The organism is Streptomyces sp. NPDC002403, from assembly GCF_053593015.1.
Window position 1 is genome coordinate 195982 of the sequence record NZ_JBSFBQ010000005.1, and the last position, 12812, is coordinate 208793.

At 70.7% G+C, this 12812-nt stretch carries 14 protein-coding genes; 9 read left to right on the forward strand and 5 right to left on the reverse strand.

All coding sequences use genetic code 11. The annotated features are described in order from the left end of the window. Positions 1-1416 (forward strand): FGGY family carbohydrate kinase, encoded by a 1416-nt coding sequence (locus tag ACWCPY_RS08825; RefSeq protein ID WP_451263636.1) that lies wholly within the window; start codon positions 1-3, stop codon positions 1414-1416. Positions 1417-1418: 2 nt separating this feature from the next. On the opposite strand, the gene ACWCPY_RS08830 is transcribed toward ACWCPY_RS08825, so the two are convergent. Beyond that, complete coding sequence (locus ACWCPY_RS08830; protein WP_451263637.1) at positions 1419-1751, reverse strand: hypothetical protein; 333 nt, start codon at positions 1749-1751, stop codon at positions 1419-1421. Between the two features lie 124 nt (positions 1752-1875). Here ACWCPY_RS08830 and ACWCPY_RS08835 point away from each other — a divergent pair, with 124 nt between their 5' ends. Beyond that, positions 1876-2517: a superoxide dismutase gene (locus ACWCPY_RS08835; protein ID WP_451263638.1), complete on the forward strand. Its 642-nt coding sequence runs from the start codon at positions 1876-1878 to the stop codon at positions 2515-2517. 123 nt (positions 2518-2640) lie between these two features. Here ACWCPY_RS08835 and ACWCPY_RS08840 read toward each other — a convergent pair whose 3' ends face one another. Beyond that, entirely contained in the window at positions 2641-3513 is an 873-nt protein-coding gene (locus tag ACWCPY_RS08840) for an alpha/beta fold hydrolase (RefSeq protein ID WP_451263639.1), read from the reverse strand. Between the two features lie 67 nt (positions 3514-3580). Next, positions 3581-4792: an enoyl-[acyl-carrier-protein] reductase FabV gene (gene fabV / locus ACWCPY_RS08845; protein ID WP_451263640.1), complete on the reverse strand. Its 1212-nt coding sequence runs from the start codon at positions 4790-4792 to the stop codon at positions 3581-3583. Between the two features lie 274 nt (positions 4793-5066). Here fabV and ACWCPY_RS08850 point away from each other — a divergent pair, with 274 nt between their 5' ends. Then, entirely contained in the window at positions 5067-5987 is a 921-nt protein-coding gene (locus ACWCPY_RS08850; RefSeq protein ID WP_451263641.1) for a hypothetical protein, read from the forward strand. Between the two features lie 119 nt (positions 5988-6106). Here ACWCPY_RS08850 and ACWCPY_RS08855 read toward each other — a convergent pair whose 3' ends face one another. Continuing rightward, a complete protein-coding gene (locus ACWCPY_RS08855) occupies positions 6107-6775 on the reverse strand; it encodes an O-methyltransferase (RefSeq protein WP_451263642.1) in 669 nt (222 codons plus the stop codon). A gap of 76 nt (positions 6776-6851) precedes the next feature. On the opposite strand from ACWCPY_RS08855, the gene ACWCPY_RS08860 reads away from it, so the two are divergent. The 5 genes from ACWCPY_RS08860 (at position 6852) to ACWCPY_RS08880 (ending at position 10823) form a co-directional block, all read left to right on the forward strand. Then, positions 6852-7511, forward strand: coding sequence for a CatB-related O-acetyltransferase (locus ACWCPY_RS08860; protein WP_451263643.1), 660 nt, complete (start codon positions 6852-6854; stop codon positions 7509-7511). After that, positions 7508-8347 (forward strand): MOSC domain-containing protein, encoded by an 840-nt coding sequence (locus tag ACWCPY_RS08865; RefSeq protein ID WP_451263644.1) that lies wholly within the window; start codon positions 7508-7510, stop codon positions 8345-8347. The genes ACWCPY_RS08860 and ACWCPY_RS08865 overlap by 4 nt, the downstream gene beginning before the upstream one ends. Positions 8348-8392: 45 nt before the next feature. Next, positions 8393-9013: a DJ-1/PfpI family protein gene (locus tag ACWCPY_RS08870; protein WP_451263645.1), complete on the forward strand. Its 621-nt coding sequence runs from the start codon at positions 8393-8395 to the stop codon at positions 9011-9013. Between the two features lie 261 nt (positions 9014-9274). Then, positions 9275-9973, forward strand: coding sequence for a tectonin domain-containing protein (locus ACWCPY_RS08875; protein ID WP_451263646.1), 699 nt, complete (start codon positions 9275-9277; stop codon positions 9971-9973). 196 nt (positions 9974-10169) lie between these two features. Then, positions 10170-10823 carry a TOPRIM nucleotidyl transferase/hydrolase domain-containing protein gene (locus ACWCPY_RS08880; RefSeq protein ID WP_451263647.1) on the forward strand — a complete coding sequence of 218 codons (654 nt, stop codon included), beginning with the start codon at positions 10170-10172 and terminating at the stop codon, positions 10821-10823. An 88-nt stretch (positions 10824-10911) separates the two neighbouring features. Here the strand turns inward: ACWCPY_RS08880 and ACWCPY_RS08885 are convergent, their stop codons facing one another. Continuing rightward, positions 10912-11823: a hypothetical protein gene (locus tag ACWCPY_RS08885; protein ID WP_451263648.1), complete on the reverse strand. Its 912-nt coding sequence runs from the start codon at positions 11821-11823 to the stop codon at positions 10912-10914. 225 nt (positions 11824-12048) lie between these two features. Here ACWCPY_RS08885 and ACWCPY_RS08890 point away from each other — a divergent pair, with 225 nt between their 5' ends. Further along, complete coding sequence (locus tag ACWCPY_RS08890; protein ID WP_451263649.1) at positions 12049-12498, forward strand: nuclear transport factor 2 family protein; 450 nt, start codon at positions 12049-12051, stop codon at positions 12496-12498. Positions 12499-12812 lie beyond the last annotated feature (314 nt).

The following is a 12812-nucleotide window of genomic DNA, read 5'->3' on the forward strand; positions in this document are numbered from 1 at the left end:
ATGAACGCAGGCACGACGAGATACATCGGTGTCGACGTCGGTACGTCCGTGGTGAAGGCCGCCGCCTTCGACCCGGGCGGCCGCACACTGGCCGTCGAATCCCGCCCGGTGGGGCTGGCGATCCACGACGGCTCCGTGGAGCAGGACATGGACGAGGTGTACGGGGCGGTCCGCGAGGTGCTGGACGCGCTCGGCTCCGACGGGGTCGCGTTCGCCGGACTCACCGGCCAGGGCGACGGCGTCTGGCTGGTCGACGCGGCGGGCCGGCCGGTCCGCAAGGCGATCTCCTGGATGGACGGCCGGGCCCATGAACTGGTCGACGCCTGGCTGGCGTCCGGCGTCTTCGAGACCGTCTACCGGCGCACCGGCAGCGCGATGTTCCCGGGCTGCCCGGGCCCGGTGCTGGCCTGGCTCGACCGCCACGAACCCGCCGCGCTCGACGGAGCGACGACCGCCCTGTACTGCAAGGACATGGTGTTCCAGCGGCTCACCGGGGTCCGGGCCACCGATGTCTCCGACGCGTCGATGCCGTTCCTGGACCCGCTGACCCGTGCGTACGCCCCCGATGTCGTGGCCGCGCTCGGCCTCGCCCACCGGGCCCCGCTCCTCGCCCCGGTCAGCGACCCGGTCGCCACGGGGGTGCTCCCCTCCGGGTTACGGATCTCCAACGGCCCGTACGACCTGCCGGCCAGCGCGCTCGGCGCGGGCGTCACCCGTCCCGGCGACGGACTGCTGATCGTCGGCACCTGTCTGGCCGCGCTGGTGGCCACCGAACGGCTCGGCCTGGACGGCGAACCGGCCGGGCTGCACATCTCCACCGACCGTCCCGGCCACTGGCTGCGCGCCATGCCCGCGATGGTCGGCACCGCGGCCCTGGACTGGGTCCTGACCACCACCGGCGTGCGCCACGCGGAGGTCGACGCACTGCTCGCCGCCACCGCGCCCGGCGCGAACGGGGTCCGGGTGCTCCCCTACTTCGCCCCGTCCGGCGAACGCGCCCCGTTCGTCGAGCCGAGGCTGCGCGCCGAGTTCACCGGCGTCTCCCTGGAGACGACCCCCGCCGACCTGATCCGCGCCGTCTGCGAGGGCATCGGCTTCGCCGCGAGGCACTGCCTGGAGGCCGCGGGCCTCACCGGCACCCTCGCCCTGTGCGGCGGCGGCACCCGCTCCCCCGCCTGGATGCGGCTGTTCGCCGATGTGCTGGGCCGGCCGGTCCGGATCGTGGAGGGCGAGGTCGGCGCGCGCGGCGCGGTGCTGGCTGCGGCCCGGCGCTTCGGCACGGAGCTGGACGAGCCCGCGTGGACGGCCCCGACCGCGGTCGTCGAACCGGACCCGGCGCGGGCGGCGTACTACGCGAAGGCCTACGAGGATCACCTGAACCGGCTCACCGAGGCCCGCACGCGCGCACGGGCCTGAGCTCAGAGGCGGGCCGGGCCGAAGGAGGCGGTCGCGAGCACGGTGCCGTGCGCGTCGGTCAGGCGTACGCCGGTGACCGGCGACGTGCCGGGCGGGTAGGGCCCGCCCCAGGAGCCGTAGCCGTCCTGGTCGAGCATGAGGGAACCGGCCTCGGCGGTGGTGCCGTCGGCCCGCTGGACCAGGCAGTGGACGGTGCCGGAGTGCCCGTCGGCGTCCACCGCCATGTACAGCCAGGGCGAGACCCCGGCGTAGAGGTAGACATGCCCGAACGACTGGTTCCCGTGGGCGAGCCGGGCGGTGAGCAGCTGCGGCTGCGCCGAGGAGACGGCGGGCACGCCGCCGGTCCGGAGACACGTCCTAGGTCAAAGGGCTGATCACCTCCGCACCCTTCCTGCTGTTAGCCTGCTCCTGCATAGAGGTTGCAATAACAACAGGACAGCAGCTGGAGGGTTCGACCACATGGCCACGTACACGCTCCCGGAACTCCCGTACGACTACGCGGCGCTCGAACCGGTCATCAATCCGCAGATCATCGAGCTCCACCACGACAAGCACCACGCCGCCTACGTGAAGGGTGCGAACGACACCCTGGAGCAGCTGGCGGAGGCGCGCGACAAGGAGGCATGGGGAGCGATCAACGGGCTCCAGAAGAGCCTCGCGTTCCACCTCTCCGGCCACATCCTGCACTCGATCTACTGGCACAACATGACCGGCGACGGCGGCGGCGAGCCGCTCGCGGCGGACGGTGTCGGTGACCTGGCGGACGCGATCGCCGAGTCGTTCGGCTCCTTCGCCGGTTTCAAGGCCCAGCTGACGAAGGCCGCGGCCACCACGCAGGGCTCCGGCTGGGGCGTCCTGGCGTACGAGCCGGTCAGCGGCAAGCTGATCGTCGAGCAGGTCTACGACCACCAGGGCAATGTCGGCCAGGGCTCCGTCCCGATCCTGGTCTTCGACGCCTGGGAGCACGCCTTCTACCTCCAGTACAAGAACCAGAAGGTCGACTTCATCGACGCGATGTGGGCCGTCGTCAACTGGCAGGACGTGGCGAAGCGTTACGCGGCCGCCAAGGAGCGCGCCGACGTGCTGCTGCTCGCCCCCTGACCGGGAGGCGCACATACGTCCTGCCTCGTGATCGTCTTCTCAACCTTCACCGGGCAGGCGGATGAAGGAAGGGCCCTCGCCTGGACGTGACAGGCGAGGGCCCTTCTGTTCATGTCCGAGGAATCAGGGGGCCGCGACGCGCCCCAGCAGCGTGCTCAGCACCTGCTCCGCATGGGTCCACAGCACCGCCCCGCCGGCCTCCGGCACCAGATGCCGGACCGCACCCGGAATGCGCGAGGCCAGCCGGCCCCCCTGGTCGGGCGAGTGCCCGGTGTCCTTCCCCCCGTACCAGAGGTCGACGGGCACGGCGATGTCCGACAGCCCGATCCCCCAACGCCCCATGGCCAGCACGGTGTCCCGGGCATACCCGGCCGCCCCCTGCGCGAAGGCCTCGTCGAGAGCACGCCGGTACGCGGCGGCGAACTCGGGCTGCCGGTACACATCGAGGTCGCACTCCGAACTGCCGGACATGACCATGTCCCACATCCCCTGCGCGGAGAACCCGCCGAACACCCGCTCCGCGGCGACCGGGTCCGACACGGCCAGACCGACCAGCCGCCGCAACTCCTCCGGAAGCACGTCGGCGAAACCCGGCTCGGCGACCTCGTCCGCACCGGAGACCACCGCGAGCGCCCGGACCGCCCCGGCAGCGGCACACGCCAGCGCGAACGGCGCCCCCTGCGAGTTGCCGACCATCAGGGGCCGTCCCAGGCCACGCAGACCGGCGAAGGCGCGGACGTCGTCGACGAAGTCACCGAACGTACGCCCCGGCGCGGGCGAGGAGGCCCCCAGACCGGGGCGGTCCACGGAGATCAGCCGCACCCCGAGCCCGTCCAGCGCATCGGCACCGAAGCCGAGATGCCTGCTGGTGGCCGCACCGGGCGAGAACAGCACCGGCACCCCGTCCCCCGGCCCCCACTCGGCCCAGCCCAGCAGCCGCCCTCCCGGGAGCTGTTCCGTACCGGTGCGAACCGGGTCACTCACACGCAAACTCATGCGCCCGATCATGGACGGATCCGCTGCCCGTGTCGAAGGAATTTCCCGGAGCCCGGACCGGACCGCCTCAGGAAGCGGCGGTTTCCGGCCAGGGGACGTCGGTCTCGACCGGTGCGGCGTAGTCGATGCCGGGCACGGCGAATCCGTACAGGCGCTGCACTTCGGCGTGGAACCAGTCGAGGTCGGCGAGTCCGGTGATGTTCTCGGTGGTGGCGGCCTTCCACCGCTCGGTGACGGCCGTCTGGACGGCAGGGGCGAGTTCCCAGGTGTCCAGGCGCACCCGTCCTTCGTCGTCGAGGTCGAGCGGGCGGACTCCGGTGAGCTGGTCCCACAGGTCGGTGAGCTGCCCGATCGGCGGGACCATGGCACGGCCGAGGACGCCACGGAGCAGCCCGACGTACAGGGCGATGCCGGGGATCGCGGTCGAGGACTGGGTGACGGCTGCCGCATTGACCGAGGTGACCGCGCGCCCGTCGACCAGCTTGCCGAGCCGCTCGTCGAGGGTGCGGGCAGTCCGTTCGAGGTGGGACTTGGCAGCGCCGATGGTGCCCTGCCGGTAGATCGCGGCCGTCAGTGCGGAGCCGATGTAGGAGAGGGCGGCGGTGGTGAATCCGTCGGCGAGCAGCTCACGGTCGGCGAGGTGGTCGATCCACCGTTCCCAGTCGGTTCCGCCCATGACGGCGACGGTCTGCTCGATGTCGTCGCCGTCGGCCGGCTGCGTCCCGACCTCCCGCACCTCGCCGGTGCCACCGTCGTCGAAGACGAGGGTCTTGGTGCTGTGCGCCTCACCGATGGGCTTGAGGACGGACGCGTAGGTGGTCCCGGTGTCGGGGTCCGTACGGCGCGGGGCGGCCACCGAGTAGATCAGGTAGTCCAGACGGCCGCCGAAGCGCTCCTCCAGCACCCGCGCGACCTGGTTCTTCATCTCGTCGGAGAACGCGTCTCCGTTGAGGAACACCATGTCGTGACCGTGCCGGCGGGCGAGTTCGGCGGTCGCGGCCGTGCGGTACCAACCGGCCGTACCCGTGCGCCGCCCGGGTGCTTTCTCGAAGCAGACCCCGATCCCACGGATCCCGGCCCGGGCGAGACCTGCGATCGTCGCGGCCAGCCCGTACCCGGCGGAGGAGCCGATGATCAGCGCCACGGGTGCCCGGCCGGGCACGGGGTGAGCCGCGGGGACGGCCTGCCACATGTCCTCCACCAGGCGCTCGCACCCGGCCGGGTGGGAGTCGAGGAAGAGGAAGCCGCGGTTCTTGGGGGCGATGACGCGTTCGCTCACGTGCTCGGATCCTTCGGTTCGTCACGGACGAGGAAGCGGCGACCGCAAGGGCATGCACCGCGCCCTGCAAGTCTGCGACCGTACGAGCACGAGTGGTCACCTCGTCGGCGACAGCAATGTTCACCGCTCCTTGGAGGCTTTCCACCATTTCGGCCGGTACGAGAACGCCGGCTCCCGGCCCGTCCGGGGCGTGCTTCGGACTGCCCGCGCACTCGGTCGGGACGTCGAGGGAAATCCCGTCGACCGGTCCACCTCCGGCTCCTACGCTCTGCGCATGTACGAGGACGAGGCCGATGCCCGCGAGCTCTTCGGCGCCCTGGTCGACCACGAAGGGCCGGACGTCTTCGGCCAGGTGGTCGTACCCTGGCTGGCAAAGGCCGGACGGAGCTACCGCGAGGCGATCGCGCACGCCTCCACCGACGGCGTCTGGCGCACCGGCAAGGGGGTGCCCGAGCGGCAGGACCTGTACCTCCCCCACGAGCTCTACGCCCTCAGCCGCGTCAGCGACGCCCTGCTCCACCACTTCCAGCCCGCGCCGGACCCGGACGGAACCCGGCCGTGGGCCCGCGCGCTCAGCACGTACGACCGATGGCCGGTGGTCTCCCGCACCGAGTACCTGGAGTTGTTCACCGCCCTGGGCATGAGCCCGTTCGACGACACCGTCTTCGACCCGTTCCGCCACGAGATCGTCGAGGTGGAGCAGAGCGAGGATCCGGACGAGCCGATCCGGATCTCGCAAGTGGTGTGGCCGGGGCTGATGCTCGGCCGGCTGCTCTTCAGCAGGGCCGGGGTCCGGGTCCGGGCCGGGGCCCACCACGCCCGGCACGGCGTCGCCGACTGCTCCCCGCTGTACTGGACGTACCTGCGCCGGTACCGCCCGACCGTCGACCTGTCCCAGGGCTGGGGCAGCAACTCGCAGTGGAGGACCGGTCTCCGCCTCGACTACCGGACACCGGCATCCACGCGTCTCAATGTGGCCGAGTCCACGGATATCGACGACCCGGCGCATCTCGGCGACGACGAACAGCTGCTGACCCCGGCCGAACGGCGCGAACTCCTGCGCCACCGCTGCCTCCTGAGATCCCCGGACGCCGCGGACCGGCTGGGAGACCCGTCCCGATGGGGCGGGGACCTCTTCCCCTACGCATGGCGGCTGCCCGGTCCGGAGGAGGAGGGCACCGGACGGGCGGGATGAGGGACCCCTCGCCCGGCGTGACGGGCGGCGGCCCATCCGTCACGTTGCGCGTACGGGGCCGCGTCCCCCGCCGGCCCGGCACCGCTCCGCGCGAGCATCCCGGCCGATGACGGCGGATGTCAGCCGGTGACCAGTGCCATCATCAGCCCGTCGTACCCCTTGCTCCCGACGGTCTGCAGCGCGGTCGCGGTCAGCGTCGGCTCGGCCGCGACGAGTTCGGTGAACCGGCGCACCCCCTGCACCTTCGGGTCCTCGCTGGCACCGTCGACCACCTCTCCGTCGCGCACGACGTTGTCGGCGACGATCAGGCTGCCGGGCCGGGTCAGCTTCAGGGACCAGGCCAGGTAGTCGGGGTTGCTCGGCTTGTCGGCGTCGATGAACACGACGTCGAACGGCCCGTACCCCTGCGCCGCCAGCTCCGGCAGTGTGTCGAGGGCGCGGCCGACCCGGATCTCGACGACGTCCGCGAGCCCGGCCCGCTCGATGTTGGCCCGCGCGACCTCCGCGTACGCCGGATCGGCCTCCAGCGTGACGACCTTGCCGCCCTCCGGCAGCGCGCGGGCCAGCCAGATGGTGCTGTAGCCGCCCAGGGTGCCGATCTCCAGCACGGTGCGCGCGCCCTGGAGCCTGGCCAGCAGGTTCAGCAGCTTGCCCTGGTTGGCGGCGACCTGGATCGCCGGGAGCCCGGCCCCGTCACTGGCCTCCACGGCCGCGTCCAGGGCTTCGTCCGGGCCCACCAGCAGACCGTTGAAGTAGTCGTCGACCTCGGTCCATTGCGCCAGCGTCACGGCATGTTCCTCTCGATCCGTTGTGAGTTCCCAAAGAGAACTTACCCCACCCGGGGTCAATGCGATGATGAGCGCCATGAACGCCACGAGCCCGGCCCCCGCCGACCCGACCGTCCTGCACCCGATGCCGGGGCAGCCCCGGGTCGTCCTGCTGAAGCCCCTGGTGAAGTCCGAACTGATCGAGGTCGGGGACTTCACGTACTACGACGACCCCGATGACGCGACCGCGTTCGAGACCCGCAACGTGCTGTACCACTACGGCCCGGAGAAGCTCGTCATAGGGAAGTTCTGCGCGCTCGGGACCGGGGTGCGGTTCATCATGAACGGCGCCAACCACCGCATGGACGGCCCGTCCACCTTCCCGTTCCCCACCATGGGCGGCTCCTGGGCCGACCACTTCGACCTGCTGACCGGCCTGCCGGGCCGGGGCGACACGGTCGTGGGCAACGACGTCTGGTTCGGCTACGGCTCCACGGTGATGCCGGGCGTACGGATCGGGCACGGTGCGATCATCGGCGCCGGTTCCGTCGTCACCTCCGACGTACCCGACTACGGCATCGTCGGCGGCAACCCGGCCAAGCCGATCCGCACCCGGTACGACGAGGAGACCGTCGCCCGGCTCCTCGCCGTCGCCTGGTGGGACTGGCCCGCCGACCACCTCACCCGCCACATCCGCACCATCATGTCGGGCAGCGTCGACGCCCTCGAAGCGGCTGCCCCGGAGGGGACAGCATGACGATCACCGTCCGCGAACTGGCCTACTACCCGGTCAAGGGCTGCGCCGGGACCACGGTCGGCTCCGCGCAGGTCTTCGGCACCGGCCTCGAACACGACCGTACGTTCATGGTGGTGGACGCGGCGGACGGCGCCTTCCGCAGCCAGCGCACGCACCCCGCGATGGCCGCGATCAGCGTCGAAGTCCTGGACGCGGGCGCGTCGTTGACCCTGAAGTCCGCCGACGTCGAACCGCTCCGCCTCGACATCGACCCGCACGGCCCGCGCCTCGACGTCAGCATGTTCGACCGCCCGCTCGGCCCGGCCGTCGACCAGGGGGACGCGGTCGCGGAGTGGTTCTCCGAGGCTCTCGGCGTGAAGTCCCGTCTGGTACGGGTGGCTCCCGGCTTCGACCGGGACGGCTGGGGCGACACCCCGGGCAAGGTCAACTTCGCCGACGCGCACGCGGTGCTGGTCGCCTCGACGGCCTCCCTGGACGACCTCAACGCCCGCATCACCGCCCGGGGCGACGCGAAGCCCGTCCCCATGAACCGCTTCCGCCCCAACATCGTCCTGACCGGCGACGACGAACCCCACTTCGAGGACCGGGTCCGCCGGATGACCATCGGTTCGGTCGAACTCGCCCACTCCGTACGGGCGATGCGGTGCGCCGTCCCCATGGTCGACCAGACCACCGGCCACCGAGCGGGCCCGGAACCGATCCGCACCCTGTCGACGTACCGGCGCGAGCCGGAGTACGGGAACAGGGTCAGCTTCGGCGCGAAGAACGCCGTGGTCTGCGAGGGCACGGTGAGCGTCGGGGACGTGGTCGAGGTCGCGGAGTGGCTCGACGCGTGAGCACCCCGGACGTCACCGCACCCCGTGATGGCTAGGCTGCCGGGCATGGACATCGTGATCCCGCTCTTCGACCGCTTCGAACCGCTCGACGCGATCGGCCCGTACGAGATCCTCGCGTACGTGCCCGGCGCCACCGTCCGCTTCGTGACAGCCGAACCCGGCCTGGTCCAGGACGTGTTGGGCTCCATGCCGGTGCACGTCCCGACCAGGTACTCCGACGTGGAGCGCTGCGACGTCCTGCTGATCCCGGGCGGGGGCAGCTTCCTGACCATGGTGGACGACCCCGACTTCCTCGACTGGGTGCGCGGGATCCACACCGGCACCCGCTTCACCACCTCGGTCTGCACCGGCTCCCTGGTGCTCGGCGCGGCCGGCCTGCTGAACGGCCTGACCGCCACCACCCACTGGGACGCGGCCGCCGGCCTGGATTCGTACGGCGCGGTGTACACCCCCGAGCGGGTGGTCCGGCACGACCGGGTGATCACCTCGGCCGGGGTCTCCTCCGGCATCGACATGGCCGTCCGGCTGGCCGCCCTGCTCACCGACGACGTGACCGCCCAGGCGATCCAGCTCTACACCGAGTACGACCCGCAGCCCCCCTTCGACACCGGCTCGGTGGCCAAGGCCCCGGCCGAAGTCCTCGAACGGGCCCGCACCCTGGGCTGAGTCGTTTCGTTCGGATCACCGTTCGGATCATCCGGCGGACCGGAGTCCGGGCGCCGTTGCTGTTCCCTTGTGGGTTACAGCGGATTCGGCCTCCTCCCGGTGAGACGAGCAAGCCACCTGCCCCGGCAGACAAAGGAGCGAAGACAGCCAAACGGCGATTTTCGGTTCATCTCTGTAGCCAATCGGCATATCGGTCCGTTTGGGTGGCCTCTCGGAGCAGCAAGCTTCCCCTCGCAAGGTTCGAGGTAAGGGGACAGGAAAATGGCTGACTGGAAGAACGTCTCCGGTGGTCTCACTTCGATCTCGGTCGGGTCCAGGACTCACGTCTGGGGCGTGAACTCCCTGGGCCAGATGTACCGGTACACGGGCCACGACTCCAACCCGTGGGTCGGTATCCCCGGCAAGGCCGTCGACATCGGCGTGGCGGCCGACGGCACCGTATGGCACGTCAACTCAGCAGGCGGGATCTACCGGTACACCGGGGACCAGGGCTCCACGGACTGGGTCAACGTCTCCGGCGGCCTGACCCGCATCTCGGTCGGGTCCAGGACCCACGTCTGGGGCGTGAACTCCCTGGGCCAGATGTACCGGTACACGGGCCACGACTCCAACCCGTGGGTCGGTATCCCCGGCAAGGCCGTCGACATCGGCGTGGCGGCCGACGGCACCGTATGGCACGTCAACTCAGCAGGCGCGATCTACCGGTACACCGGGGACCAGGGCTCCACGGACTGGGTCAACGTCTCCGGCGGCCTGACCCGCATCTCGGCCGGGTCCAGGACCCACGTCTGGGGCGTGAACTCCCTGGGCCAGCTCTACCGGTACACCGGCTACGACTCCAACCCCTGGATCGGTATCCCCGGCAACGCCGTCGACATCGGCGTGGCAGCCGACGGCACCGTATGGCACGTCAACTCAGCAGGCGGAATCTACCGGTACACCGGGGACCAGCCGAGCTGATCCCGGAAACCGACGGAGGTGGGCCCACGCGCGGTGCGCGTGGGCCCGCGTTCGTTCCCGCCGGGGACTGTCGCCCGGTGATCCGGTCGGGCAATCACCGGCCGAGCGCCCCCGGGACGCCATGGACCGGGAAAACGTGTGTGCGTACGAGATCCCGGCCGGGCAGGATGGCGCTGGCACCGGAAAGCGAGGTCTCGTGGACGAGTTGAGGCGATTCAGCCGGGCGGCGGTCGCATGGGCGGCCGGCGGAGCGGAGTCGGACGCGGCAGCCGAGGAGGCGCGGGAACTGGCCGGCGGTGTGCGTACGGTCGTGCTCGTCGAGGGAAGCAGCGACCAGGTCGCGATCGAGGCCCTGGCCACGCGCCACGGCCGCGACCTGGGCGCGGAGGGCGTCGCGGTGGTACCGCTCGGCGGCGCGATGAGCATCGGACGCTTCCTGGACGTCTGCGGCCCGCCGGGGCTCGGCCTCCCGCTGGCGGGCCTCTGCGACATCGGCGAGGAGCGCCACTTCCGGCGCCACCTGGAACGGGTCGGGCTCGGCTCCGGCCTCACCCGCGCCGGACTGGAGGCCCTCGGGTTCCAGGTGTGCGTGGCCGACCTGGAGGACGAACTGATCCGCGCCCTGGGTGCCGAGGGCGTACAGCAGGTGATCGAGACCCAGGGCGAGATGCGCCCCTACCGTACGTTCCAGGGCCAGCCCGCGCAGCGGGAACGCCCCGTGGAACACCAGCTGCGCCGGTTCATGGGCACGCACAGCGGCCGCAAGGCGCTGTACGCGCAGGCGCTGGTCGCACACCTGGACCTCAAGCACGTACCCAGGCCACTGGAGCGGCTCCTCGCCCACGTCTAGCGCAGCCTGCCACGGGTCCGACAGGACGACCACGAACGCGTCGTCGATCGGTCCGCACGCCCCGTTTCGGTCCTGCCCCTGGCCACGGTCATCGGGGCTTCGTGTCGATGGACTCCGCGATGTCCGACAGGACGGACCAGATGATCGCCTTGCGGCAGTTGCTCAGGCCCTTGTCCTCGATGTACAGGGTGTTGTCCATGCCGACCAGGTAGTTCCCCCGGCGGCCGTCCGCCTTGAGTCCGAGGCCCTCCATGCGGCGTCGCAGGTGGGGAACGGTGATGGCGACACGGTTGGCGTCCACGGTCAGGCGGGTGACCTCGTCCCACGGGATCTCGTCGGCGGCGCCCTTGACGTACAGGTACGTACCGCCGAGTTCGAAGTGGTCGTACTGCACCGTGCCGCCCTCGGTGGCCAGCTCGCGCAGGTCGTGCCGCACACGCGCCTCGACGACGCGGTCGATGATGCCCGTGAACATCGGCGTCAGGTTCCCCGGGGAGCGCAGGAACGTGCGCAGGAGGCCCGCGCCGATGTCGGCCAGGAAGTAGTTGCCGGACAGTTGGCGGGCGCCCTGGCCGGTCCCCGTCCACAGCCGCGCGACGATCTTGTCCGATATCGGCCGGGAGGACCCGGCCACGTACGTGACCTCGTGAGAAAGGTCGACGTCCTTGAAATCCTCCCAGTGGTGCGCCCACCGCACCTTGCGCCGGCCCCGGTAGACGATTCCGTCCTCGTGGAGGATCAGCCAGGAGGCGAGGGAGCCGGTCAGCTCGTACACGCCCAGGACGAAAAGCAGGAGACAGATCACGTCGAATATGAGGTGGCCGGTGCCCGGCACGGAATCGGGTATGCCGCCGAACAGCAGGAAGGCGACGACCGGGATGACGGTCAGACCGAGTTTGCCCATCGTCGGGCGTTCCCGGTAGCGCGCGAGGACACCCCCCAGCTCCGCCGGATCGGCCTTTCGCCGCCGCCCGTCGCTCCCGTTGCCCTGATCCGCCATGGCCCCCATCCCTGTCCTCCGCCGTATCCCGTTGATTCCGGGACGAGTTCGGCCTTCCGACGGCCGCCCGTCGACGCCTTTCTCCGACGCCGTGCCGCAGCCTAACCCTGTCCCCGAGCGGGCCCGTGTCACATTCCGGAGGGCCGTGCCGTCGTACTGCCGGGACGGACGCGCCATCCAGTGGATGTCGCGTGCACCGGCTCCAAGGAGACGAGGAGGAGACCGATGACAGACTTTCGGACCATCGCGGACCGCGTGGAGATCGAGGCGCTGCGCGGCGAGTTCACCGACGGTGCGATGATGCGCGACTACGACCGCATCGCTTCGCTGTTCACACCGGACGGCGTCCTGCGGATGCCCAACATTCCCGTTGAACTCGAAGGGCGGGAGGCGATCCGCGCCTGGGGCAGGCGGGTTCCGGATGTCGTGGAATTTCTTGTGCAGAACACGCACCCGGGCGTGATCCGGCTCGACGGCGACACCGCGTCCGGCCGCGCCTACATATCGGAGGTGGGGCGCGGCCTCGACGGCCGCGGAGGGCTGAACCACGCGATCTATCACGACCGTTACCAGCGCACCGGCGACGGCTGGAAGTTCACGGAGCGCGTCTACGAGGTCCGCTACGAGGACACCTCACCCCTGGCCGGCTCAGCGCCCCGCCCGGCCGAGGCTTAGGCACAAGCGGTCTTCCAACCCGATCGGCGCGAGCATCCCACCCGTACCGGCCCGCTTCACCCCCTGACCACCGAATCGAGCTGAAGCGGTCTCAGGGGTCAATGCGGGTCCTCTCGGGGGTGTTCCCCGATGAGTCGCACAGCGGTTGTGCGGCACCGTCGCAGGCATGACTTCCAAGCCATGTCTTTCCGATACCGAGGCAACTACGACGAGGGTACGGCGCAGGCGGGTACCGGTGGCGGCGCTTGCCTGCGCGGTTCTTGCCGCGGTGGCGCCGGGCACGGCCCCTCCGGTGGCAGCGGCTCCTGCTGAGC

What these genes read in the sequence shown, in the direction of transcription:
- ACWCPY_RS08835 (WP_451263638.1), top strand. Translation starts at nt 1,876, where the DNA reads ATGGCCACGTACACGCTCCCGGAACTCCCGTACGACTACGCGGCGCTC.
- ACWCPY_RS08870 (WP_451263645.1), top strand. Translation starts at nt 8,393, where the DNA reads ATGGACATCGTGATCCCGCTCTTCGACCGCTTCGAACCGCTCGACGCG.
- ACWCPY_RS08840 (WP_451263639.1), bottom strand. Translation starts at nt 3,513, where the DNA reads ATGAGTTTGCGTGTGAGTGACCCGGTTCGCACCGGTACGGAACAGCTC.
- ACWCPY_RS08875 (WP_451263646.1), top strand. Translation starts at nt 9,275, where the DNA reads ATGGCTGACTGGAAGAACGTCTCCGGTGGTCTCACTTCGATCTCGGTC.
- ACWCPY_RS08885 (WP_451263648.1), bottom strand. Translation starts at nt 11,823, where the DNA reads ATGGCGGATCAGGGCAACGGGAGCGACGGGCGGCGGCGAAAGGCCGAT.
- ACWCPY_RS08825 (WP_451263636.1), top strand. Translation starts at nt 1, where the DNA reads ATGAACGCAGGCACGACGAGATACATCGGTGTCGACGTCGGTACGTCC.
- ACWCPY_RS08865 (WP_451263644.1), top strand. Translation starts at nt 7,508, where the DNA reads ATGACGATCACCGTCCGCGAACTGGCCTACTACCCGGTCAAGGGCTGC.
- ACWCPY_RS08850 (WP_451263641.1), top strand. Translation starts at nt 5,067, where the DNA reads ATGTACGAGGACGAGGCCGATGCCCGCGAGCTCTTCGGCGCCCTGGTC.
- ACWCPY_RS08890 (WP_451263649.1), top strand. Translation starts at nt 12,049, where the DNA reads ATGACAGACTTTCGGACCATCGCGGACCGCGTGGAGATCGAGGCGCTG.
- ACWCPY_RS08860 (WP_451263643.1), top strand. Translation starts at nt 6,852, where the DNA reads ATGAACGCCACGAGCCCGGCCCCCGCCGACCCGACCGTCCTGCACCCG.